This is a genomic window from Nocardia panacis, assembly GCF_003598715.1.
Lineage (GTDB): Bacteria > Actinomycetota > Actinomycetes > Mycobacteriales > Mycobacteriaceae > Nocardia > Nocardia panacis.
Map to the genome: position 1 here is coordinate 15,149 of NZ_QZFU01000041.1, position 22,714 is coordinate 37,862.

General features: G+C 63.1%; 22 protein-coding genes and 2 tRNA genes. 7 read left to right on the forward strand and 17 right to left on the reverse strand.

Annotation, left to right across the window (positions count from 1 at the left end; genetic code table 11):
• Positions 1-187: 187 nt before the first annotated feature.
• The 6 genes from D5S18_RS28050 (at position 188) to D5S18_RS34570 (ending at position 5,208) form a co-directional block, all read left to right on the forward strand.
• Positions 188-258, forward strand: a tRNA-Gly gene (locus tag D5S18_RS28050).
• A 23-nt stretch (positions 259-281) separates the two neighbouring features.
• Positions 282-358 (forward strand) — tRNA-Pro (locus D5S18_RS28055).
• A gap of 511 nt (positions 359-869) precedes the next feature.
• On the forward strand, positions 870-2,522 hold the full coding sequence (locus tag D5S18_RS28060; protein WP_158608003.1) for a UvrD-helicase domain-containing protein: 1,653 nt from the start codon (positions 870-872) through the stop codon (positions 2,520-2,522).
• 62 nt (positions 2,523-2,584) lie between these two features.
• Positions 2,585-2,800: a helix-turn-helix transcriptional regulator gene (locus tag D5S18_RS34565; RefSeq protein ID WP_147404217.1), complete on the forward strand. Its 216-nt coding sequence runs from the start codon at positions 2,585-2,587 to the stop codon at positions 2,798-2,800.
• Positions 2,801-2,841: 41 nt separating this feature from the next.
• On the forward strand, positions 2,842-3,636 hold the full coding sequence (locus D5S18_RS28065; RefSeq protein ID WP_158608004.1) for an Lrp/AsnC family transcriptional regulator: 795 nt from the start codon (positions 2,842-2,844) through the stop codon (positions 3,634-3,636).
• A 183-nt stretch (positions 3,637-3,819) separates the two neighbouring features.
• Positions 3,820-5,208 (forward strand): hypothetical protein, encoded by a 1,389-nt coding sequence (locus D5S18_RS34570; protein WP_147404219.1) that lies wholly within the window; start codon positions 3,820-3,822, stop codon positions 5,206-5,208.
• A 157-nt stretch (positions 5,209-5,365) separates the two neighbouring features.
• Here D5S18_RS34570 and D5S18_RS28075 read toward each other — a convergent pair whose 3' ends face one another.
• From D5S18_RS28075 to D5S18_RS28145, 15 genes are all read right to left on the reverse strand, one after another.
• Positions 5,366-6,103 carry a hypothetical protein gene (locus D5S18_RS28075; RefSeq protein WP_120044131.1) on the reverse strand — a complete coding sequence of 246 codons (738 nt, stop codon included), beginning with the start codon at positions 6,101-6,103 and terminating at the stop codon, positions 5,366-5,368.
• Between the two features lie 3 nt (positions 6,104-6,106).
• On the reverse strand, positions 6,107-7,390 hold the full coding sequence (locus tag D5S18_RS28080; protein WP_120044132.1) for a hypothetical protein: 1,284 nt from the start codon (positions 7,388-7,390) through the stop codon (positions 6,107-6,109).
• Between the two features lie 28 nt (positions 7,391-7,418).
• On the reverse strand, positions 7,419-8,894 hold the full coding sequence (locus tag D5S18_RS28085) for a hypothetical protein (RefSeq protein WP_120044133.1): 1,476 nt from the start codon (positions 8,892-8,894) through the stop codon (positions 7,419-7,421).
• 4 nt (positions 8,895-8,898) lie between these two features.
• Entirely contained in the window at positions 8,899-9,294 is a 396-nt protein-coding gene (locus tag D5S18_RS28090; RefSeq protein WP_120044134.1) for a hypothetical protein, read from the reverse strand.
• Between the two features lie 77 nt (positions 9,295-9,371).
• Positions 9,372-9,629 carry a hypothetical protein gene (locus D5S18_RS28095; protein WP_120044135.1) on the reverse strand — a complete coding sequence of 86 codons (258 nt, stop codon included), beginning with the start codon at positions 9,627-9,629 and terminating at the stop codon, positions 9,372-9,374.
• Positions 9,630-9,651: 22 nt separating this feature from the next.
• A complete protein-coding gene (locus D5S18_RS28100; RefSeq protein ID WP_120044495.1) occupies positions 9,652-10,455 on the reverse strand; it encodes a peptidoglycan recognition protein family protein in 804 nt (267 codons plus the stop codon).
• Positions 10,456-10,544: 89 nt separating this feature from the next.
• Positions 10,545-12,110, reverse strand: coding sequence for a Gp37-like protein (locus tag D5S18_RS28105; RefSeq protein ID WP_120044136.1), 1,566 nt, complete (start codon positions 12,108-12,110; stop codon positions 10,545-10,547).
• Positions 12,107-12,937 (reverse strand): hypothetical protein, encoded by an 831-nt coding sequence (locus tag D5S18_RS28110; protein WP_120044137.1) that lies wholly within the window; start codon positions 12,935-12,937, stop codon positions 12,107-12,109. Before D5S18_RS28110 ends, D5S18_RS28105 begins: the two co-directional genes overlap by 4 nt.
• A gap of 32 nt (positions 12,938-12,969) precedes the next feature.
• A complete protein-coding gene (locus D5S18_RS28115; protein ID WP_120044138.1) occupies positions 12,970-16,587 on the reverse strand; it encodes a phage tail tape measure protein in 3,618 nt (1,205 codons plus the stop codon).
• A 19-nt stretch (positions 16,588-16,606) separates the two neighbouring features.
• Complete coding sequence (locus D5S18_RS28120) at positions 16,607-16,984, reverse strand: DUF7426 family protein (RefSeq protein ID WP_120044139.1); 378 nt, start codon at positions 16,982-16,984, stop codon at positions 16,607-16,609.
• Positions 16,985-16,995: 11 nt separating this feature from the next.
• The gene (locus D5S18_RS35465) at positions 16,996-17,646 is read right to left on the reverse strand and encodes a DUF7426 family protein (RefSeq protein WP_203236957.1); all 651 of its coding nucleotides are present in this window, start codon (positions 17,644-17,646) and stop codon (positions 16,996-16,998) included.
• Positions 17,647-17,664: 18 nt separating this feature from the next.
• Positions 17,665-18,438: a phage tail tube protein gene (locus tag D5S18_RS28130; protein WP_147404220.1), complete on the reverse strand. Its 774-nt coding sequence runs from the start codon at positions 18,436-18,438 to the stop codon at positions 17,665-17,667.
• Positions 18,435-18,875: a phage tail terminator protein gene (locus tag D5S18_RS28135; RefSeq protein ID WP_120044141.1), complete on the reverse strand. Its 441-nt coding sequence runs from the start codon at positions 18,873-18,875 to the stop codon at positions 18,435-18,437. Before D5S18_RS28135 ends, D5S18_RS28130 begins: the two co-directional genes overlap by 4 nt.
• Positions 18,872-19,213 carry a hypothetical protein gene (locus D5S18_RS28140; RefSeq protein ID WP_120044142.1) on the reverse strand — a complete coding sequence of 114 codons (342 nt, stop codon included), beginning with the start codon at positions 19,211-19,213 and terminating at the stop codon, positions 18,872-18,874. The genes D5S18_RS28135 and D5S18_RS28140 overlap by 4 nt, the downstream gene beginning before the upstream one ends.
• A 14-nt stretch (positions 19,214-19,227) precedes the next feature.
• Positions 19,228-19,554, reverse strand: a complete 327-nt coding sequence (locus D5S18_RS28145; protein ID WP_120044143.1) for a hypothetical protein — start codon at positions 19,552-19,554, stop codon at positions 19,228-19,230.
• Positions 19,555-19,699: 145 nt separating this feature from the next.
• On the opposite strand from D5S18_RS28145, the gene D5S18_RS34575 reads away from it, so the two are divergent.
• A complete protein-coding gene (locus D5S18_RS34575) occupies positions 19,700-21,274 on the forward strand; it encodes an ATP-dependent nuclease (protein WP_147404222.1) in 1,575 nt (524 codons plus the stop codon).
• A 31-nt stretch (positions 21,275-21,305) separates the two neighbouring features.
• Here D5S18_RS34575 and D5S18_RS28155 read toward each other — a convergent pair whose 3' ends face one another.
• Both D5S18_RS28155 and D5S18_RS28160 read right to left on the reverse strand, forming a co-directional pair.
• Positions 21,306-21,758, reverse strand: a complete 453-nt coding sequence (locus D5S18_RS28155) for a hypothetical protein (protein ID WP_120044145.1) — start codon at positions 21,756-21,758, stop codon at positions 21,306-21,308.
• A 56-nt stretch (positions 21,759-21,814) separates the two neighbouring features.
• Positions 21,815-22,705 (reverse strand): phage major capsid protein, encoded by an 891-nt coding sequence (locus D5S18_RS28160; protein ID WP_120044146.1) that lies wholly within the window; start codon positions 22,703-22,705, stop codon positions 21,815-21,817.
• Positions 22,706-22,714 lie beyond the last annotated feature (9 nt).

The following is a 22,714-nucleotide window of genomic DNA, read 5'->3' on the forward strand; positions in this document are numbered from 1 at the left end:
CATCTTCGGCACGCCCGACCCCCGCTTCACCAAACCGCGCGGTGGTGTTCTAGCGGATCCCTGTTAACCCCTCGAAACCTCGCCACCCATCCCACCGCCGGGGGCGGATTGGCGTTCGGGCAACCGGATTCGGTACAGTCACACACGCACACGGCATCATGGCGATCCCACAGATGTCGTATGCCCAGCGGGTGTAGTTCAATGGTAGAACCTCAGCCTTCCAAGCTGATGGTGCGGGTTCGATTCCCGTCACCCGCTCTCCACCCCTTCGGGGGCCGTTTCGGGGTGTAGCGCAGCTTGGTAGCGCATCCGCTTTGGGAGCGGAGGGTCGCAGGTTCAAATCCTGTCACCCCGACCAGTTTTTCGTGATCTACCAGCCGGTTTCACGATCTACCGGCGTCTGCGTACACCTTCGTCGCGCTGTTTTGTGACGATGTCCTGCGGTCTGCATCCCTCTCGGAAACCCTGTGGCAAACCCGGTTTCCGAGGCGATCACTCCTCGGTCCGCCAAACCTTGGTGTGATGCCAGGTGTGATGGTTGAGATGCCTCCCGAATTTGGTGTGATGGTGCGCGTTTCGCGCCAGCCTCAACGTACCTCGATACGAAGCGCCAGCGACTTCTGAGTCTGGAACGTTCGGTTGTCGTTCCGGCTATCTGCCGATGTCGAGCTCGCGCCGCTGTTGACCGTTTGCCTCACCATTGGTGATTTGTATCACGAGAAATCCGGTCAGCCCCTGGTTGCGTCGTACATACGACGTATGTACGTTGATCATGTACGACGCACATGGGGCCGCCACCCCGCCGAGTACCAACCACCCACCCGAGTGAGACCGCCGCCACGGTCGCGCTCCGCGAAAGGAACCACGACATGAGCGCGTTCGCGCCTACCCCCGAGCAGTTGCACATTCACGACCTGTTCAAGACCGGACAGCCGATCCGCGTCCGCGCTGGAGCGGGCACCGGCAAGACCACCACACTCACCCAGCTCGCCGATATCGTCCAGGCGCAGGGTCGCGCCGGTCTGTACGTCGCGTTCAACAAGTCCATCGCCGAGGAAGCGAATTCCAAGTTCCCCAATTGCATCTCCGCATCGACCGCGCACTCACTCGCGTACCGGAACCTCGCCAACACCCGCCATGCTCCGCTGCTGGATCGGATGCGGAAGGGCACACGGATTCCGATCGGCGAGACGGGCAAGCGTCTCAGGGTGGATCGGTTTCTCGCGCATGTCGGCGGCGAGACCATCACACTCACCGCCTACGAGGTCACTCGGCACGCGCTGGCGGCTGTCGACCACTTCTGCAAGAGCGCCGATAGGGAGCTGACCCAGCGGCACATCGCCCGCATCCCCGGCCTTGACGACCGCGACGCGCACAGCCAACTCGTCGACTTCGTCTACCCAGTGGCACAAGCCATCTGGAACGATCTCCAGAACCCGCGCGGAAACGCTGTCGCGTTCGGTCACTCCCACTACCTCAAGCTGTTCGCGTTGGAAAGACCGAAGGTCAGCCGGGATGGGGGCGTCATCTTCCTGGACGAAGCACAAGACACCAGCCCCGTGCTCGCGGGCATCATCGCTGACCAGACCCATTTGCAACTGGTTGCCGTCGGCGACCAAGCCCAGAGCATCTACGGGTTCACCGGAGCGACCGACTACATGACGCAGGTCAGCGAAGCCGTTGAGGGCCGCCTCACCCAAAGCTGGCGGTTCGGATCCGAAATCGCCGACGCCGCCAACGATCTACTCGCCCGGCTGGGCGATGACCTGCGCCTGACCGGAAACCCCGGCCGCGCCAGCATCGTCGACCACACTGCCACCGGGTTGCGCGTCACCCTGGCACGCACCAACGCCACGGCTATCGAGCACGTCATGGCCGCCCAGGCAGCCGGACGGCGCGTACACCTAATGAGCGAGAACCGCTACGCCGTGCAGTTCTGCGAGGACGCCGACCTCCTGATGAACGAGCGCTGCCCCGCATGGAAGAAACCCCGACTCGCCGACCTCGCCGCATTCCGCAACTGGGAGCAGGTCATCGCACACGCCAACGATTCCGCGGACTCGGCGGACTGGAAGGTACTGGTCGCCCTGATCGAGAAGCACGGCACGGCGAAAGTTCGGACCGCACTCGGCGGCGTGGTATCCGAAGACGAGGCCGACTTGGTCGTTGCCACCGCGCACAAGTCCAAGGGCCGCGAATGGAGCAGCGTTCACCTCGCAGACGACCTGGCGGAAGGCGTCGAGCAGGCGGCCGAGGCCGTGCGTCAGTCAGAGGCGTGGCTCGCAGACGGCGGGCGGCTCCGGTTCGCCCTCGAGGGCAACGAGGTTGCCAAGCACGTATACGAGTGGCGTGTGCGCCGCTCGAACGACGGCCAGACCCCGGAAGAAGCGTTGCGCCGCAGTCAGAAGCGCCTCAAAGACGAGTTGATGCTGACCTACGTTGCTGCCACCCGCGCGCAGAACCTACTCAACCCCGGCGGCCTGATCGCCGCGGCCAGCACGATGAACCGAGCCGCAGCATAATCACCTACAGTCCTAGTCGGCCGCGTACATTCGCGGTATGTACCGGCGAGAGGGCTTTCCGGATGAGTAGGGCCGACCCTGACACCTGGTGGACAGCGCAGCAGTGCGCCGACTACATCGGCGTAAAGCTGCGCACCTGGCACGGGTATGTGAACCGGCCGACGAAGACCAACCCGGCACCCAAACCGATCGACAAGATCGGCAGCACTCCGGTATGGGACAGCAGGGAGGTCATCGCCTGGAACGAGTCCAGACCCGGAGACCCCATCAACGCATAGAGCTGGCCGCCACCAGCGCCCCCGAAAGGAACCACCCCCGAATGCTTTCCGCTGCCCGGACAGCCGTCGCAGGGACAATCGTCATCGTCGCTCTGTCGTCGGTGCTGTCGTTCTCCGCCCTCAGCGATATCGCCCGCCGATCCGGTGTCTCGATACCGGTCCTGTGGCCCCTCATCGTCGACGGACTGATCCTCGTCGCCACGTTCGCCGTCGTCGCAATCCAAGGCTCGCGCTACGCGTGGACCATGCTCGGGTCCGGCGCGGTCGTGTCGATCGCTGGGAACATCCTGGACGCGGTCATGCCCGAAGGGCAGATGCCGCACCAGTTCGCTGCCGTCGTCGCAGCGGTGCCGCCCGTCGCTCTCGTCGCCGTGACGCACCTGACTGTCCACCTTGCACGCCATGCGTCATCAGTGCGTCGCGCTGCACCTCCGACAGGGGACGGCGTGCAATGGGAGCCGGGCGAGCCGCTGGCCCCACTGGAATCCGAACCTGGAGTTCCATGGCCAGCTAAGCACTTTCGCCCACCTAGCGCCGCATCCTGGCACCGAAGCGACGCAACAGGCGACCTGCTGTCGCATAGCAACGGTGTGGAAGTTGTTGTACCCGAAGCACCGTTGGAATCGGCCGTACCTGTGGCCGAAGAAGGCATCGGCGGCGACATCGATGAGTTGCATGTGCTGGCTGATGCGACGCGCGAACCGCGTGACGTCGCAGAGGAATTGATGCGCAGCACCGACCTGTCGAACTATGCCATCGCCGAGCGCGTCGGCGTCTCAGAGGCGACAGCGCGCCGCTGGCGGCGAAAGCAGTTGCTTGCGACGAAAGCGCTGTAATGCCGATGAGCGCAAGCCGATACGTCAACCTTCTCCACTGAGCTGGAGGCGTGCTGGGCAGGCTCGCAATGCGTCACCAATCGTGAAACATGCAGCGGCACAACCGATGCAGCCGATTTGAACGTGCGCCACAGTTGCTGTCCTGCAACACTGGTACACCAGAGGCCAACCTGAAGGGTAACGATGGCGGAATACGAGAACGACGAGACATGGGTGGAACTCGAAGCTGAGGAAGGAAGTCCACATGTCGAAGCCGCCACGGCGGACGAACTAACTCCCCTAGAGGCGAGCGTCGTTGCGGAGTTGGCCAAGCGCGGGATAGCCTTCAAAAGAAGCGATCTTGCGTACCCTGGATTTCTCGGGTTCGTAAATCCAAGATGGCCCGGCAGGGCAAGGGCCAACTTGTTATCCAGGCAGTGTATGGAAACGCTGGCCGGGCAGCTAAAATCCGGTGTCGAACTAGCCACTAATTGGGCCGGAGTCGTGATTCCGAAACTTGGATACATTGAGGTCCTGGCTTCGGATGCCAGAAGGAATTACACAGTCGAACTACCCCGATATATCTCGACTGATCCTGCTAATATCGAGTGCCCGAACTTCTCAGACTTTCATAGTGCCGATTTAGTGATTCAGCCGCTCGGACGCAACGTGAGACCGCTGTTGGATGAGGGCGATCGCAAGCCGGAGCGAAATTCGATCGAGATTCACGGTGAGGGGTGTTGTATTTCGATATCGATGCCTTCGCCTGCCTGTCATGTGCTCGCGAACCGGGGGACCTTTGGTGGTTCCATGACGTGGCGTATGTCGATTCGGGTCCGATTCGATCGGACCATGGCCAAATCGGCACTTGAGTCTGACGCTAAAGCTCTGCTGAATTCTTTAGTGTATGAACTCGATGTGCGCAACGATCTCAAGTTGCGACTGGTCGCGTGGCCCATCGAACAGACGAAGAAGTTCCCCGTCCGTCGTCATCGTAACCGTGAGGTGCGGTTCCCTGAGATCGAAGTCGACCCCCAGGTCGCAGCCCTCTTCAGTTTCGCTGGCACCGCCGCCGAGAATCCGCCGCTAGCGTTCCTATCGTACTATCAAGTACTGGAAACGTACTTCCCGACAGCGATCAAAAGAAGTGCGCTGCGCGAATTGGAGTTGGCGCTTGCTGATCCTCGCTTTGATCGAAAGAATAAGAAGTCGCTTGGGCGGATTCTGTCTATAGGGGAAGGAGTCGCTGGCGCGTCAGAGAACTCTGCGCTCAGAGAATTGATCGAGCATAATGTTCGAGACGAAGAGTTGCGCGATTTTTTCGTGCGCCACGACTGGGGTAAACAGTTCACCAAACAGGGGCCTATCATTGGTATTGAAGACAATATTAATGTGGATAACAAGCAGGTTCCTCTGGCGTATCAGGTCGCAGACCGAGTCTATCGAATTAGAAATCGAATTGTTCATACCAAAGGCGATTTCAAATACAAGACAGTTCCTCCCTTGTTGCCGCAGAGTGTCGAGGCTGAACAACTGTATCCCGATATTGAGCTGCTAAGACTTCTGGCCTACGAGGTGATTCTATGCATCTGATCCCGGCAGTCTCCGATGATTGCATCGTTCAGTTGGCGACCCCGCACGTCGAGTATCCAACGTGCACCGCACGGTTCGCCGGGTTGCGGGGCCACGCATTGACCCTGGGACGATGAATACGCTAGCCCGGTTCATCTCAGACGGGAGTGATTCGCGTTCAGGTCTTCGTCGACGACGAATCGGGGAGCTTGGACTCGAATCGGTCGATTGCCGGAGAGTTGTACTGCTGCTGGAACAGCGGGTAGTTGCCGGTGAGCGCAATCTTGAACGCGCGGTGCGTGGCGTCCATCTTGGATTCGTTGGCCGAGTCGGGCCATGACGTGATGACCGCCTGGGTATCGAGGCGGACCACCGAGTATGTGCGGTCCACCGCCCGGAACTCAAGGTCAACGTCGAACGGGAAGGTTCCCTGGATGCCGCGTGCGGTCTGCTTCCCGCCGATCATGGTCATGATCCGGGCCTTACCTCCGATGAAGACCGCCCAGACACCGTCGTCGGTCGAGGCGTCATCGGTGCAGCGCAGCGCGGCGATGGTTTCGTTGTCGTTGCCCAATGCATACGGAGTGGGGGCGGTGAGTCGGAAACGGACTGCGACGTCGTCCTGTGGAGCGACGACGCCAGCAGGGCGGTACCAGCAGACGACCTTGCTCGTTGTTCCTGTCGCGGCCAGTACTGCGTGGCCGTTGACCACGCGCCCCTTCACTCCGGACATGTAGGTCCAGGCCGGGCCGAGTGAGTCCGGGTAGGCGGTGTTGAACTCGTCGATGAATCCGAAGGGCGGGACGGTGCTGAAGACCTTCTTCCAAGCAGAGCCGTTCCACAACCACGCCTCTTTCGCTTTCTGCCCACCGGCGTTCAGCGTCTTGATCTTCTGCGGTCCGACATAGAGGGGCATGGGTTACTCCGGGATGCAGTACAGGACACCGGTAGTCGGTGTGCTCGGAAGTGACGTGACGAGCTGGATGGCGTCGCCGCGCAGCGCTGTCGTGGCCGTCGTGCCGATTGTCAGCATCGCGGCCGGGAGGCCGGTCACGTCGGAGATGGTGTGCGCGTGTGCCTTCGGTGCGCGAGCGTCGGACAGGCGCGGGTCGTCGCCCTGCGTCACCGTTCCAGCGGTCGAACCGAACAGTGACGCAACTGCTGTCGCGACGCGCGCGTCAGTGAAATAGCGGTTCGTCGTTCCCTCGCGCACTGCGTCAGTGGACGGTAATTGCGTCGCGGGCACCTTGCCGGATGCGTCGAGCGCGGCGTACCCGTTCGCCGCACCTCGTCTCGAGGCCAGTTCATGTGCGTTGATCGCGTCGCTGATCACGCCCGATACCGCGAGCTTGGCCTGCGACAGTGCGCCATCGGCGATGTGGGAGTTGGTGACGCCGTTCGGTGCGATGGACAGCGCGCGGTCGGTGCTGAGGTCACCGCCGCCGGTCAAGCCGCCGCCTGTGGTCACCGAGCGGGTTGACGGGACGCCTCCGGTGTTTGCCGCGTCTTGTGCCGACTTCGCCGCGTCAGCCGCCGATTTCGCCGCGTCGGTGGCCTTGCCCGTCACGACGTCGCGCGCCGCGACCGCTGCGTCACGCGCGGAAACCGCTTCGGTCTTGGCGCCTTCCGCTGTTGCCCGGTCGGCCGCAGTGCCAGCGGCATTGCTAGCCGCCGCGGCCGCCTTCTCCGTCGCTGCGTCGCGTGCCGCGTCAGCCGCGACGCGTGCTGCGTCAGCGTTCTGGCTCGCTGCGACGGCTGCGGCGCGCGCCGCGACCGCAGTTGTCTTGTCGGCGGCGACTTGGGCTGCGTCCTTGGCGATATCGCGTACGCCCTCGGCCGCGAGCACCGCTTGGTCGCGGGCTGAGCGTGCCTGATTCGCCGCGAGCCACGCCTCGGAGACGATGGCGGGTGGTTGCGGCTCGTACTGGCCGAACAGCGGCGTGAGCCGAATCGGTGTCTCCGACGCCGGAATGATGATGTTTCGGGGTTCGGTCCAGTTCCCGAGCCGCAGCATCACTTTCGCTGGGCCGGGGTCGAGGTCCGGTGTCCGCAGGTTCCCGGCGACGATCGGAACGACAACCCGGTTGGGCGTGGTCACCCCTTCGCCGTCCACGTCGGGGCCGAGCGTTGGCCGCCAGATCTCGCAAACGCCAGTGATCGGCGCATCCTGCAAGTCGCTGAACTGATCGAACAGGATGGTCATCGAGACCTCCTTCTAGCTTGATGGCGGGCTAACCGAGGACGAACCACGGAATCCATTCGCCTTGTTGGATATCGGTGGCCTTGATGAAGTCGGGGATGGTTCCAAGGTTTCTGATGTAGCCGTAGATGTTGCGGGGGTAGACGCCCGGCGGCTGTGCGGGTTGGCTCTGGTGCACGCACGCGAGGGGGCGATTCGATGTGCCCGGCAACGGAGAGATCTGGAAGACGCCGACGGCGTGCACGTCGCCTTGCCTCGCCCTTATGGTCGGCATCGTGAGCCGGAACTGCGTACCGGCGGAGGTGATCTGGTTCTTGACGTCGCCACTGTCCCAAACCTTCGACAAGTTGCCGTTGCCGGGATCCATCTTGAAGACGGCAACGGTGAACGATTGCGGATCGAATCCCCAGCCGCCTCGGCCAGTGATCATGCCGACCGTGCTGTAATTGCGGTCGCGGGTGGCGCGGATGAAACCCAGTTCGAGGCTTCGGGTTTTCGGTGTGTAGTCGGGATTCGTGGACTCGTCGCTGGAAGCGGACGAGTTGCTGTCACCGCCATATACCCTCGTCCAGTTGACGAGCTGCGATAGCGGGAAGGTCGGGTCATCAACCGCGTTGATGTTCTGCCAGAGCGGAATGTTGGTCGGGATATCGGTGAAGTTCGGTTTGCCGTTCGCCGTCGTCTGCGCGACGTTCGCCACGCTGCGTGCATCGCTGGCGGCCTCGTGGGCTGCGGCAGCTCGTGAGTGGGCGTCGTTGGCTACCTTCGTCGTTTCCGCCAGTGCCCCCAACCCGGAGCGGGCAACGAAATTCGCCAGGCCCCAGGAGTAGTTGGGGATGATGCCTTGGAACCGTGTCTCGGAGGAAAAGCCGACGGTTCGGTGACTGGCGTCGACCGGGTACCCAGCGGTGTCGGTGTATTCGACCACGGTGGTGCGGTTGACGATCACCTTGTAGGTGGAGCCGTCGGCGACGAGTTCGACGGTGTCAGACTCTTGGACGCCCCTGGCGATGTGCTTCCAGTCGTTGAATTTCCAGGAGTTCCCGTTGCGGGTGCCGCGACCGAGTTGGATCGACCGCTTCCACACGTTCGCGTACACGAACTCGGTGAGGTCAGCGTTGGCGCGCACGAAAAGCGCTGTGGGACAACCGTCCATCACCCCGGCAGGATTGACGATCGCCGCGACCGAGTGATTGTCCTCGCTCATGAGCTGCGGGCAGATGGCGTACCGGATGCCGGTCGAAATGCCGTGGTTGTTGAGGCGGGCAGCAAAGTCGATGATGCCGAGGCCCTGGCCCGTGCCGCCCTGAACCCAGCCGTTACCCAGCAGGTTCGACTCTTGACGGTTGAAGTTGTCGACGTAGGACGCGCCGGTCGCGAGTCGGGACTCCAGTTGGGCGATGGCGGAGCCGTGCGCGGAGGTGATGCCGAACAGGCTTTTGAGGAATGCGTCGAAGAATCCGCCGAAGATCGGCATGACCTCCGGCGGTGGGATGAGACGTTTCACGGAGTCAGACCTCGTCGGCGATGAGTTGCGGTGGTAGGGGCGCGGATTCGCTGTTCCGGGGGCGTGCCCAGGCGAGGAGTTGACGGATGTAGTCGATGGCGACGCGGTAGCGGGCGCGGAGCGCGTCGATGACGCTGTGCAACTCGCGGACTTCCTTGCGGAGGGTGTCGACGTCGTCTCGAAGCGGCTTGACGATGGACTCGAAATCCGCGCGCTGGGCGTCGAGCAGCATCTTCAGGTGCTCGCCGTCGAGTCGGTGGCGTTCGATGTCGTCATCGGCCCTGGCATTGCGGGCTTCCATCCTGGTCTTGAGCCGGGCGGCGTGCCAGACGCCGAGCGCGCCCGCGAGAACGCCTGCCAGCGTGAGGATGTCGTTGACGTAGGGAGCGATGGTGCTCATCCGGCCTCCCGGAGACGGAACGGCGGAGGCCGCCTCCTGGAAGATCAGGGGCGGCCTCCGCTGTGGTCGATGGAAGGTCAGGCCAGCGGTTCGGCGAGCAGCCAGGGCGCGAAGCGGGCCAGCAGCTCGTTGACTGCGGGCAAGGCCATGACGCGGGTGATGCCCGCGCACGCGGCGAGAACGACCGCTACCGCGCCTGTGGCGGGGATACCGCCTGTGATCACGACGACGGGGATCAGGGTGGCCAGAGCGATTACGACCTGGAATACGGTCCGGATGGTCGCGCGCCACGGGTATGCGGTCTGCGACGGTGCGGGCAGGGAGTGTTCAGCCATGCGGGCTCCTTGGTGAGGATGGTCAGGCGGCGAGCTTGGCGAGGATGGCGTCAAGCTTGGCGTCGAGAGCCTTGTCTCGTTCGTCCTTCGCGCGCCGCCAGCGGTCGAAAGACTCGACCTTGCGATCGGTTTCGAGGACGTAGCCGACAAGCGAATCGCGGTAGTCGGACTGGCCGCCGAGCTCGTCTTTGTACCGGGACTGGAACCGGTAGCCGAGTTCCTTGGTGACAAGGTTGTACAGCTCGTTCTGCTTCTGTTCGGACAGTGCCATGAGGAAGCCTTCGTTTCGGTTCTCGATTTGCGCCTGGACGTCGGCGCGGAAGCGGTCCATGTCGAGCAGGCCGGGGTCCCATTTGCCCTGCTTCCGGCCCGCCCATTCCTTGTGCGCGATAACGCGATCCGCGCCGTAGTCGAGCTTTCGGCAGATCGCCGCGCACACCTTCACGTAGGCCCAGTACTGGTCTGGCCCCCAGCCTTCGGTGCCGTTGTTCGCGGCCTCGATACCGATTGTTCGGTTGTTCGCGGCATCTTCCGGCAGCCCCGGATACGAGCCGTACCCGGCGTGCCAGGCGACGCCGACGCCGCATAGGGTGACCGTGCCGTCCTGCGCGAGATGAATTTGCGACAGCAGCCCTTCGAGGCCGGGCACGCCGTACATGATTTCCGTTGCCGGAGTGCGTGACCCGCCCGTGTGGTGGCAGACAACACCCCAGATGTCCTGGAAGTCGCCCTGGCCTCGGTCGCGCCATCCTGGCGCTTCAACAACATTCAGCCCTTCGGCCCGCAGAACGTCCGCGAGCCATACAGGGTCGCCGTACCAGCCCATGCCGGTACCTCCTTCGTTCGGTTCGGTGGTCGCCGCCCGGATCGAGTGCACCGCGCAGGGTCGAGCGCGGAGCTGTCTAAGTGGCGGATTCAGTTGGTGCCGTTGGCGATGGCACGCGACAGACCGGCAAAGCCCTTCATCCGGTCGATGAGCCTTTCCCAGGCGTCCTTGACCTCGCCGTCGTCGCCGATGGTGATGAACTCGGTGCATTTCTCGCCTCGGGAGTCTTCGACCTCGACGGCGGAGATGTAGTCCTCGATGACGGTGCCCCGGTCGTAGAAGGTCATGATGTCGCCGACCTTGAAGCGTCGGCCGGAGCCGTCGTCCTCGCCGAAAGAGAAGCCGCGGCCGTCGATGCCTCCGGCCTGGACTTCCAGTTTCAGAGATTCTCCACCGCCCGCTGCTTTGAGGCCGGCCAGGCCGACAGCGAATGCGTCCAGCGAGTAGGCGGTGGTGTTGTCGACGAATATTTCGCCGAAGGCGTGCGGACCGAGGTCGGCCTTCAGCTTGTGATCGTCGAACTTCTGGTAGGCGAAGAAGATATCGTCGAACAGGTCGCCCACGAGGATGTCACCGAGCGACGCACCGGGCAGCAGCCAGTTCAGGATTGCCTTGATGGCGGCGTTGGCCGCCCACTCGACCACCTGATTGACGAACTCCGGTGCCTTGCCGCCCACGACCGCCGAGTGCGCCTTGGGATGCGAGACGCCGCGTGTATAGGTGGTGATGTGGCCGGAGTCGGTACGCCACTGCATCCAGCGCCGGTCGCGCTTCTTGTGCGTGTCGAAGACGTACCCGGCCCTTTGCATCTTGCCCCACTGGTCCGGGTTCGCCAGGCCGAGGATGTTACCGGGGTTGGCGAACCAGAAGAAGTTGTCGCCGGACAGGTCCAAGACGTTCTGCAACCGGGCCAGGGTGTCGGTATTGAACACCCAAGGCGACGGACCGTCCTCCGGAATCCACAGGTCGCACGACAATCCCAGGTCCGCGGAATCGGCAGTCGTCTTGTACAACTCGTCGAGCTGCGTGAACCGGGCCGAGATGACGACCAGTTCGGCCGTCAGATCATCGATGGCGGCGAGGATGTCATCGAGCGACTTGAGGTCCTTCAGCTGCGGCAACTCGGGGACCTCGTACCGGATCGGCAGCTTCATGTAGACCGGCTTTTGCAGCCGGATCACATTCTTCGCGAGGAAGTACTTGAACACGAAGTCGGCCGGGCCGAACATGATGTCCTGCTTGCCGGTCAGCCCGACCTGAACCTCCGGCGGGAACAGGGGGTTGACCCACGCGAGAATCGTGAGCAGCCAGTACAGGTTGGAAACGCAAGTGGCGGTGACGATCTCTTCGCCGGGTTTGCCCTGGATGGTCGCGGACATGACGCGCCCGTCCCACGGAATTCCGTTGTAGTAGGTGCGGATCGGCACGACATCGCGCTTGCACTGCATCAGCCGGTCGGCCAGCGGGTGATCCGCGCGAATCTGAATCGTGCCGGTGCCGGGCACATTCCAGAACCAGCCGAACCGAGACTTGACGTACGGGCCGAGCGGCCGGGACTGAGTGCAGTCCTGGTTGAAGACCGTGATGTCGAACGCCGGAGGCGTTTTGATGTTCGGCCGCCATAGTGGATTGGGCGGGGCGTAGGTGGCCGTCATGCTGCGGCTCGCTGATACTTCTGCGGCAGCCACACCTCGACGCGGCTATCGGCGCTGGTGCCGACGCCCTCGATGTTCAGCGGCACAGTGGCTTTCGCGGGCACGTTGTCGTACCAAGCGACATTGCCCGCCTTGCCCCACACGTCTTTTCCGGTCCAATCCCTGATGTGCGGGAACTCCGGATTGGTCTCGACGGTCCACACCTCGTTGGGCTGGAGTTTGGGCAGCAGCACCCGTTCGGTGCCGACTCCGATGCTGAATGTGCCGGGGCCGGTGAGCTTCCAGAACGGCCAGGTCGCAACGTCGCCGTCGTTGCGGATGACCCAGTTGTCGAAGTTGTCCGCAGTGAACGGTGCGGGGTTGATGGTCGCGCCGTTCCACCAGGATTCGTCGGAGACGAGGACTGCTTCTTCGGTGCACCATCCGACGTTCTGGAGGAGTTCAAACGGCTGATCAGCGATGGCGGATTCGAGCCGCACGTACTGCCAGCGGCTTCCACCTCCCGGTGAGACGACGTGGAATTCGGCGAGATTGGTTCCATCGCCGAGGCTTTCACGCCAGGTGTGCCACAGGTCGAAGGCGTCTTCGCCCGGCTTTACGGGACCGACGCGGACGGTGACACTGATCGGGTTGATCTCTCGGTTGGTGCCTCGGTAGGTGGCACCGGCTTGGCGGGCGTTTGCTTGCCGGACATGCCCCATCGGCGCTCCGCCTACGCCCAATGGGGCCTGGGCGAGACGGAGCGGGCATTCGGGTTCGCCGAAACGCCAGATGGTTCGGGGTTGTCCGGGATACTCGACGCCGCGCAGCTCGTAGCGAACTGCCATTGCAGCTTCCCGTCTAACGAAGAAGCCGGAGCCTAAAGCCCCAGCTGAGTGATGTTGATGGTTGCGGTGCGCGCCCCGGAGTCGATGTCGACCGAAACCTCAACGGGATCTGGCGACTTGGCCGCCGCGACGATCTCGTCGAGCTTCGCGCCCAGTTCCTCCAGTTGGCCGTCCAGTCCGGGAACGGCGGTGTTGCCGGTGTCGAAGCCGACGAACTTGCCGTCCGCGTCCCAGCCGGACCGCAGCGCGAGCGCACCGCCGGCTAGAAAGCTGGCAGCTCGGTATGCGTCAGCAGTCAGGCTGTTGAGTCCAGCCGATCTGCTGGGGGTCGATAGTGGGATGTCTCCCTGGTCGCCCTGTGTGAGAACTGTCCACGAGCCGGTATGCAGGCCGCCGTCACCGGAACCTCCCACTCCGCCGAAACCGCCGTTGGCGTAAGGGGTCAGGGAGAATCCGAACCGGTCTGCGACTTTGCGCAGGATATCGGTGGAGCGGGCTCGCTTCGCGGCAGATAGCGGAATGTAGGCCTCGCCGCCGGTCTCGGGTTCGGCCCAGACGCGCATATCTCCAGACTTGGCGATCTGTGCGATGTGGTTCTCCGTGCCGTCGGCGAAGAATCTTGCCGAGAAGCTGGCCAGCGGTGTTCGCTCGGCGGTCTTGCCGCCGAGAGTATCCGGCCAGTTCGTCACGTAGACGCGGGTACCGTCGCTGGCGCCGCTGGAGTTCATCTCTTCGACGTTCGCAGGCGCGGACCTGCTGCCGTTCACGCCACCAAGGTTGGCCGAGCCGCTGCCTTTGCTCGCGCCCGCGTCGCCGCCCGGCACGAAGAAGGCATGGTCGGTGAACATCGGGTCGTCCGCGCCGGTCTTTCCTCCGATGACGACTCCGTCGGAGCCGTTGGACTCGAAATTCGTTCCGTCGGGGAAGGTCCCGGCGGTATGACCACCGCCAGGGCCGCCGTTGAGCCACCCGATTCGCAACGTGCCCGCCGGGCCGCGACCGAGCTGTGCACCGAGCCCCGTAAGCCATTCTCCTTCGGTGGAGGTGGCCATCCGCGAGTTGTACGGATCGAGGCCCACCGCCTCATTGACGACCGCAGACACAAAACCCGAGCAGTCGATGCCATCCGCACTGAAACCGCCCAACTGGTACCGGACACCGGACATGCGCTTGGCGTACGCGATTGCTTCATCCATACCCGGTTTGCCGATCTGGCCCGTGATGCCGCCATCGGCGAACCGCAACAGGTCGTAGCCGAAACGCTTGGCCACATCGGCGAGGATCGTCACCGACCGGGTCCGCTTCGACGGAGCGAGAGGAATGAACGCCTCGCCGCCGGTCTCCGGCTCCGCCCACTGCACCAAACGTCCTGAAGCCGGTTTGATTTCGGCGGTCTGAGGTAGTTTGCCGTCGGCGTACCGGTCCACGTCGATGCTGCCGTCGGCTCTCCAGGTGCCGTCGGGCATCCGCACCGGACCCTGTACGAGACCCTGATTCGGGTCAGCGCCCGTGCGCTGCGTCGCCTGCACACGGACATCGCGGATCTCGTTCGTCGTGTACGTGGTGATCTTGCGGCCGTTGTTCTGAGTGATGAAGGCGTCAACGACCTTCTGCGCCTCGGCGGTCTGCGCGACGATGGTCGATGTGCCGTCCGGCAGGTTCTCGACCTTGAAACCGAACGCTTCCAGACTGGCCTTGGCCTCATCGGTCAGGGCGCGGACGGTCACTGTGCGGCCATCCGGGATGTCGGAGACCGCGCCACCGAGGAGGCGAGTCATTTCGGCTGCGCCGGAGGCTTGTTCACCGGCCGAGCGGACCGACTCGCGAACCGCGTCGATCTTCGGTTTGGCGGAATCGAGCTTGTCCGCCAGCGCGCGTGCCCGGTCCGCGGCTTGGTCCATTTGCTGTCCGTACCACCGGGCCGCGTCGCCACCGCCTTCGATGGCCTCGCCGACATCCTTCATGCCGGGGATGTGTTTGATGATGCCGCCGAGCTTGGACGAGAAGCCGCCCAGCACTTCCAGCGACTTGCCCATCGTGTCGCCGATACCTTCTTGCAGGTTCGCGAACATGCGCAGCGCGCCGGAACCGAACGCGATCAGCCCGTCCAGACAGGCGAGTCCCGCGTCGGCCAGCTGTGTGAAAAACGAGATGATCTCCGGCTTGTGGGTCGATACCCAGTCGGCGGCCTGCTGCAAAGTCGGCCCGAACGCCTCGGCGATGGAGAATTTCACCTCGTTCATGGCGGAGGTGATCGAGTTCTTCGCGGCCTCGAATCGGTGCGCGGTGGTGTCACCGATCGTTTGCGTGGCTTTGTCAGCGGCGCCAGCGACATCGCCGAACTGTTGGACGGCGGTGTCGAGATTCAGCGCGAACGCCGCGCCCTGGATGTCCTCGAACTTCGTTCCGAACAGTGCGAGGGCGGCGTTGTAGCGGTCCTGCGGGTCTTCGAGCTTCTGAAGCCCGCGCAGTAGCTGCGCCATCATATTGCGTGCCGCTTCGCCGCCTGTGGTCATCGCCTTCTGTGCGTCCTCCACGGAGACACCGAGCTTGTCGAATCCCGCTGCGCCTTCTGCGGTTCCGTCCGACACACGGAGCTTGAACTCCTTGAGGCTGTCGATCACGACATCGGTATCGCGGGCTCCGGCCTTCACCCCCTGCGCGACCAGTGCCCAGCCTTCCGCGCCGACCAGGCCGAGCGCGCGCAACTCGGTCGAATACTCGTCGAACGAGTCGAGCAGATCCTCCGACACGTTCAACCCGTTCTGCTGAGCCTTGACCAGCAGGTCGAATGCTTCCGTGCCGTCTTTGGCGATGCCGTTCTTGATCGCTTGACCGGCCGATCGAGCAACCCTCGGGACCTCTTCACCTAGCAGGTCGGAGACCACATTCAGCTTCGTGATGACCGGTGCCATCTGATCGGCCCCTTCAGTACCGTTCAACAGGCCGGATTCGATGGCGGACTGCACCGCTTGCATATTGGAGTTGACCGAGTCGCCCCAGCCGTTCGAGAAGGCGAGACCGGCGGCGTGACCGATGACGGTCATTGCGTCGTCGGCGACGCCCAGGCGGGCCTTGATGAGGGCGGCGTCCTGCTCCATCCGCATTCCGTCGGAAATGGTCTTGGCCAGAACGGCACCGGCGGCCAGACCGATTCCGGCGACGCCCACCAACGCCATGGCAATGGGGCCGCCTTTGCCGCCCAATCCTTGGAGCTTGCTGGCAAACCCGGAGACGAAGGAATTGCCGAACGATGAGCCGGTCGCCGCCGCCCCCGAAGCGCGCTGTCCGAGATTTGCGAGCGCTTCGGAGGCGCGGCGCGCGGACTGGGCCAGGCTGGCGGGCAGGTCGATCCTGCGGGTTGCGTTGGCGGCGCGGCTAGCTGAGCGCTCGATCCGTTCGACATCGCGACCCGCTTCCTGCGCGGTGTCGCCGAAGCGGCGGACATCGCGAGAGGCGTTGCGTGCGCCGAGACCGCCCCGCTCGATGCTTGAGCCGGAGCCGGAGAAGCTGCGGTCGATCTGCCCGGCCGCTCGTTCGGCCGCGCCACGCAAGCCGGTGAAGCCTCGTTCGGCGTTGCCTAGCGAGCGTTGGAATCGGGAGTCGTCGAGGGTGAGTTCGGCGTAGATTTCGCCGACCCGTGTAGCCATGTGCGGCTCCGTTCAAAAGTTAATCGGCGCTGCGGGTTCCGGTGTGCTCGTCGGCATCGATGACGTCCCGGATGTCGATGAAGTCGGCGAGTTGCCCGAATTGCCAGTTCGCCCGGCCCATGTCAGGGCTGCCACCGAAGTGCAAGAGCGCGGTCCGGCCCGCGTGCATCGCCATGGTGTCGGGGACGCCGTCGCGTGCCATGTCCCCACGCGCTGCGCCGAGGATCTTGACGATCTCCTCGTATTCCTGTGCGGCGGTGAGGGAATCATCGATGATGAGCAGCCGCAGCCGGTCCGCTTCGCGGATGCCGGGACTCTTGATCTTGTAGACGACGCCGCCGATCGGCAGCGAGAGGTCCGGGTCGTAGAACTCGGAGAGGTCGCGCAGCGCGGCCATAGTAGTAGTCCTCATGTGGTAGGGGGAAGGATGGCGCGGTGCAGCCGCGTGCCGGGCGTACTGGCGAGATCACGGATGCGGACTTCGAGCCACCGCCATGGACGTTCGTGCAGCACACCGGAATTGACGTCGATTCCGAACACGGAATGCATGTCGAGTTCGATTTCGGTCCAGCACGACAACACTTCGCGCCACGACAGGGTGGGGGAGGTGGTGTTGGCCGCTGCCAGTTCCGGGGGGTTGAACCAGGCGCGCAGACCGGTCGCTGGGTCGATCGGGCCGCCGCCGGGGTCATCGGGTCCGAGATGGCCGGGCGCGGATTCGTCCACGGCGATACCCGGTTCGTTGTCGCCGTCCGGCTCGATCTCGCCGTTCCAGAACGATGCCGCCGCATCCGAGTTCTTGCCGAAGTGCAGCAGCGCGGTCCGCCCGGCGAGGGCAATGACGGTGGAGTCCGCACCCAGCCGGTCGAGCTGGTCCCACGCGGCACCGAGCATCCGCCGCACCTCGCCGCGCTCCACTTCCGGTGTGAGCGAGTCGAGGTCGCTGAGAAGCCTGCGCAGCCGCAGCCCGTCCCAGGCGGAAGGGGATGCGACGCGCACCTGCTGGCCGCGTACGGGCAGGTAAAGGTCCGGGTCTAGGAACTCGTCGAATTCCCGCACGATGCGTGCCTTTCGGGGTCAGGCGACGGTCACGGTGCCCGAAGGGGTCAGGCTGGAACCGGACGCGGTCACGGTGGTCACGGTTCCCGGCAGCGTCACGGCGTAGGAGCCGCCCGCGCTGCCAGTGACCGTGGCATTACCGGTGCCGACGGTCGACAACGCGTCCAGCGCGGTCCTCACCGCAGCCGCGGTCGCGTTGTACGTGATACCGCTGGCGGTCTGACCGTCCACGGTGATCGAGAAGGTGCCACCGGTCGAACCGCTAGGCAGGGTGATCGTCTTCGCGGTCGGCGCGGTGGGCTTGGCGATCTTCTTGTGCTGGCCCTTACCGGTCAGGGTGCAGGTGAAGCCATACAAACCTTCCTTGTCGTCGGCGGCCGAGACCCAGGAGACGGCGAAGTAGCCTTCCTTGGCCTCGTCTATGCCGTCGGTGCGCCAGTAGCGGACATGCGCGGTGTTCGCGGCACCGATCTCCTCGCCGTGGCCGCGTAGCTTCTCCTGACCGGGGTCGGCGACGAATCCTGCCGCCAGGTTGCCCTTGCGGAGCCCGGCTAGTTCCAGGTTTTCGCCGATAGCCGTTGCGATCTGGCTTTTGCGGCCGTTGGAGTGGATGTCGCCATCGTCCTGCAGCGTGATGTCGTTGGACGGCGAAACCTTGTTCAAGCCCATCACGAACACCCATTCGGGGCTGCCCGCCTTCTCGGTGCCGAAGTTGACGTCGACCTGAATGGCGTAGTCGCGAGCGAGCGCGGTCGCCATACCCGCCGAGTTCGGAGCCTGGAGAGTGGTCACGATGTCGTGCCTCCTGGGTTGAGGGTGAAAACGTAGGAGTCGGCGCGCTCGTAGCGGCCGTTGGAATCGGGAGTGGTGAGGCCGCGAACTTTTCTGCGGCACAGCAGCACTCGCACGTTGCCGGGAAAGGTTAGGTGCGCTCGGTCGTGCAGGATGCGGCTGGTGGCATCGGCGGTGAGGTCGACGGTGCGCGGGTCGGTTCCTGCGGCCCGCCAGCGGAGCTGTACGAACAGGTCTGGATTGTGATCGTCGCGGTCGAACAACTCGTCATAGACGGTGATCGCGAGCGCCGCTTCGGGTTTCGCGGGCAGCAGGTTGAAGAACACCGCCGGGATATCGCCTTCGGGGTATGCGCCGATCGGCTGGTAGCGGGCCATGCCAGCACTGTGGAGGTACCGGGCGAGGGCGTCGACGAAGCGGACGGTGTCGGTGCTCATTGGCGGAGCCGTCTTGTAATGGCCGCTCCTGCAATGGCTTCGAGTTGCGGCCCGAACTGGTTGAGTGGCTTCTCCAGGTACTTCGCTGTGCGCCCGTTCGGATGGCGGAGGGTCAAGTCCTCATGCTGGCGCAGCGCGTACGGGGTGTTGTAGCCGACGCGGCCCTTGCCGTCGCGCACCTCGGCGGTGCCGGAGTTCTGGAGCGTGCCCTCCTCGATCGGGACGAGCGCGTTCGACTGAGCGAGAAGCACTTCCGCCGCCTGGAAAAGGCCCTCCTCGAGACCAACTCGGGCTACTGCCGAGACTGCCCTGCCTTCCCAGCGCATCGAGAATGCCATGGCGCGGCCTCCTTCTATTCGAGACTGACGACCTGGGTGTCAGGGAACGGTGGGCCGGCATGAGAGACCGCGACCGAGACAACATTCGCAGTGCCTCCACCGAATTCAGCGGGTAGGACGATCTCGGAGCCGGGCGCGATGTAGGGGACCGTGGGCGGGAATACGACCGTGATGGACGAGGTGAACTCGTCGCCGCTGCTGTCCCGCACAATCTGTCGCTTGACGGCGACGTTGCATCGTTCGCCGACTGGCGCTTGATAATCCGATCCGGCCGCGCCATTGCCGTTGTAGCGGCGAACCGGAACCCAGTGGTGCCAGAACATCGCGAGCGTGTCGCTCATGGGGTGGCTCCTTGCCGTGGGGACTGTCGATCGCGCGCTGGTGCGGGCTCTTCATGCGATTCAGCGGGAGGAGTTGTCGACAACTGACATGAGGTATTCCGGAACCTCGTGGACCCGCAGCGACGGACTGAACTACGTTGTGTCAGTGGCCAACACAACCGGCGACCGACGGGTCGGCAGTCTCCAAGGAATGCTCCGTAAGCCAGCAACGCTTCAAATCGCGAGTATTGAAGTTCTCGAATCAAATGTTCTCGCGCCGCAGACCATCGAACTCGACCGACTAACCGCAATCGTTGGTGCGCATGGTGCTGGCAAGAGTCTAACGTTGCGCCTCATTGAGGCTTTGTTCGGGAACGTTCGTCAGGCTTTCGCGCCACCATTCCTGCCTGGGTATGGATGGGATGACGCACAACCGAAGCCGATCACTGCTGTAGCTAACATCACAGTAGTCTTCAATCGTGCACACGTAACAGTGCCTGTTGATCTTTCCGAAGATCCAAGGGTAAACAGCGAGAAATGGCTCGAAGCTCTCGGGCTGAGATCCAAACTAGAGTATATTGGTGTACCGCACATGCTCTCGGATCTAGCGATGTATCTACAGAATCGCGAGGAGTATGAGTTCGCGGCTGCGAGTGATGGATATGCGGATGAATTACCCATTCCGGAAGATCTTCAGCTACTCCGATCGTATCGACGCAAGGATCTCGATGCGGTTAGAAATATTCTCGGGAAGGACTATCTGTCGGTATCAAGTTATGGTTGGTATTTTAACCATAATGACCGGTTCGACCCCTTTCCGCACGTCATTGCGGAAGCTGCAGGAGGTAGGCGAATTGACAACTTGGTGATGAGTCTAGGTGAACTCTGGACTCACTGGTTGTTTGGCTGGAAGTTTATCTTCGCCGAGGGGTGGCCTCGGTTGCTCGATGAGCCCGAGTCTTTCTTGGCTCAACGCGGTCATCGCCCGGTTATCGACGAAGTATTCCGTCGTTGTCTTGAGCATGACAATCAGTTGATTGTGGCTACGCATTCACCGCAAATACTGTCGCGCTTCCCGTTGTCGAACATTCGTCTCTGCGTGCCCAGCTCGGATGGAATTCTTATCGCACCAGCAAAGAGTGCTTCGCAAATGTTCGACTTGCTTGGGGTGGCTGGCATGGCTCGGACCGTAATTCTCGTGGAAGATGAAATGGCCTCAGATATTCTGAATGACCTATTTTCCGAGCTTGACTGGGATCTCGCCAGGCAAGTGGAAATCGTCCATGCGGAGGGTGAGGGTAATGTAGTGCATGGGTTGAGGGCAATGAAAAACTCACGCGAAGTAGCCTACGTAGGAATCCTTGATGGAGACTGTCGAAGCAAGGACTTGTTTCCGAAAGGAAAAGTTGGCGAAGAAGCCTTCGAGTACCTCACTCGTCAAATTCTATATCTTCCGGGTGGACAAGCGCCTGAGACAGAACTAGCGCAGGCCGCAGCCAAGAATTCCGTACGGCTCGCGAAACTTCTCAACCGTCAGACGATCGACATGTCGACCGCAGCGGCGGCGTGCGCTGATCTCGACCACCAGTACTGGCTTACTCGCTACGCTCGCGCCCTAGGCTTGCCTCAGGATGTGGTACGCCACAATATCGTCCGGGTATGGCTCACCTCGGAGACCGTCACCGACCAGGCCAACGAGTTGATTCACCGCCTCCGGGCCTTTGTTGATCGGTCGCAGTAACACGTTTCCAAACTAGTGAGAAACCTGTCTATCATCGGCGCGCCACCATCGCAGAAGCGAGGCCCGCACTCCGCAGCTTGGTGCGGGCGGTATCCGTCAACTCGGTGAGCAGACGCGCACGGGCAACGGCCTGTTCGGTGGAGATGTAGCTGACCGACGAGCCGTTCGTGGACGCGGAGGCGACGGTCGGGGTGAGCCCGGCCGCGCCCGCAAGCGGGTTGATGTCGTTGCGGATCCACTCGCGCACCTGGATGCAGGTAGCGATGGCCAGCGCATCGGCAAGAATCGGGTCGGTGGGGACTCCGGCGGGCGTGACATCGTACATGTCGTTCTTCGTCGCCGTCCGCACAAGCTGTGTGGCTTCCCGGATGTAGCGGGCGGCGTCGCTGTCGGCGAGCTTGTCGAGCTGGGCCGCGGTGACGTGCTCGGCGAGCTGGTCGACAGTGGCGTAGGTGAGCACGAGATTCCTTTGTGGATCGCTCATAGCGCGCACCTAGCCCGATTGGTCCGGGCTGGTTGTGCGCTATCACACGGGATGGATCAGGCGGGAGGAGCCAGCAGGACCGAGGCAGCGGCCAGGCCTTCGGGGCGGAAGACCTTGCCGCCGTAGATGTTCACGCCGCGAACGATGTCGGCGAAGCGGTTCTGATCGCGGAGAGTTTCGACGTTCGAGAGCTGGTTCGCGAACGACAACGCCTCGGAGACGCCCGCGACGATCACGTAGTCGTCCTTGGCCGCGCCAGCGCCACCCACTTTGTTGACGTTGTTCGACTCCAGGATGTCGAACCCGGCCATCCGACCTACGGTGCCGTTCAGCAGCGGCCCCACGCTGCCGAGCTTGTCGGCGTGGATGAAGCGTTCATCGAGCAGTAGCGGAGACAGCAACTCCGGAGGGATCGCCAGGTAGCGGCCATTTTTGGTGACCGATGCGCGGTCCAGCTTCTCGCGGAGCTTGACCGCGACGCGGTACATGCTGAGTTGACCGGCGGTCGCTTTCTCTGGCTCGCCCTCGGTCACGGTGACGCGGCCAAGCTGATTACCGGCCAGAACACCCGCCTGGAGCTGCTTGTACAGGAACAGGTCGACCTGGTTCTGAAGCTTGTAGCCTGCGCGCGCGGTAGCCGGGTCCTCGAAGTTCACCGCCGACTGGAGTTCATCGACGTCATTGACACGGAATGCGAAGTAGTCGCCTTGGTCGATGACCATTGCGGTTTCGCTGTCGGTCAGATCCTCGACGTCGAGATTGGTGTTTTTGTCGTACTTCTTGACCGTCGGGTCACCGATCGACGAGACGTGCACGGTGTCGCCCTTCTGGCGAATGGTGCCCTCGTATTTGCGGTTCGCCACCTTGGGCTGACCGAACACCAGGTCTGCCTCGAACGGCATGAGCACCTGGTCGGACCAGAATTCGGGGATGAAGTTGATAGCCATGTGGCCACT

Bases quoted from the DNA above. Each gene is read 5' to 3' on its own strand.
- D5S18_RS28060 (WP_158608003.1), top strand. From the start codon at position 870: ATGAGCGCGTTCGCGCCTACCCCCGAGCAGTTGCACATTCACGACCTG.
- D5S18_RS34565 (WP_147404217.1), top strand. From the start codon at position 2,585: ATGAGTAGGGCCGACCCTGACACCTGGTGGACAGCGCAGCAGTGCGCC.
- D5S18_RS28065 (WP_158608004.1), top strand. From the start codon at position 2,842: ATGCTTTCCGCTGCCCGGACAGCCGTCGCAGGGACAATCGTCATCGTC.
- D5S18_RS34570 (WP_147404219.1), top strand. From the start codon at position 3,820: ATGGCGGAATACGAGAACGACGAGACATGGGTGGAACTCGAAGCTGAG.
- D5S18_RS28075 (WP_120044131.1), bottom strand. From the start codon at position 6,103: ATGCCCCTCTATGTCGGACCGCAGAAGATCAAGACGCTGAACGCCGGT.
- D5S18_RS28080 (WP_120044132.1), bottom strand. From the start codon at position 7,390: ATGACCATCCTGTTCGATCAGTTCAGCGACTTGCAGGATGCGCCGATC.
- D5S18_RS28090 (WP_120044134.1), bottom strand. From the start codon at position 9,294: ATGAGCACCATCGCTCCCTACGTCAACGACATCCTCACGCTGGCAGGC.
- D5S18_RS28095 (WP_120044135.1), bottom strand. From the start codon at position 9,629: ATGGCTGAACACTCCCTGCCCGCACCGTCGCAGACCGCATACCCGTGG.
- D5S18_RS28100 (WP_120044495.1), bottom strand. From the start codon at position 10,455: ATGGGCTGGTACGGCGACCCTGTATGGCTCGCGGACGTTCTGCGGGCC.
- D5S18_RS28105 (WP_120044136.1), bottom strand. From the start codon at position 12,110: ATGACGGCCACCTACGCCCCGCCCAATCCACTATGGCGGCCGAACATC.
- D5S18_RS28110 (WP_120044137.1), bottom strand. From the start codon at position 12,937: ATGGCAGTTCGCTACGAGCTGCGCGGCGTCGAGTATCCCGGACAACCC.
- D5S18_RS28115 (WP_120044138.1), bottom strand. From the start codon at position 16,587: ATGGCTACACGGGTCGGCGAAATCTACGCCGAACTCACCCTCGACGAC.
- D5S18_RS28120 (WP_120044139.1), bottom strand. From the start codon at position 16,984: ATGGCCGCGCTGCGCGACCTCTCCGAGTTCTACGACCCGGACCTCTCG.
- D5S18_RS28135 (WP_120044141.1), bottom strand. From the start codon at position 18,875: ATGAGCACCGACACCGTCCGCTTCGTCGACGCCCTCGCCCGGTACCTC.
- D5S18_RS28140 (WP_120044142.1), bottom strand. From the start codon at position 19,213: ATGGCATTCTCGATGCGCTGGGAAGGCAGGGCAGTCTCGGCAGTAGCC.
- D5S18_RS28145 (WP_120044143.1), bottom strand. From the start codon at position 19,554: ATGAGCGACACGCTCGCGATGTTCTGGCACCACTGGGTTCCGGTTCGC.
- D5S18_RS28155 (WP_120044145.1), bottom strand. From the start codon at position 21,758: ATGAGCGATCCACAAAGGAATCTCGTGCTCACCTACGCCACTGTCGAC.
- D5S18_RS28160 (WP_120044146.1), bottom strand. From the start codon at position 22,705: ATGGCTATCAACTTCATCCCCGAATTCTGGTCCGACCAGGTGCTCATG.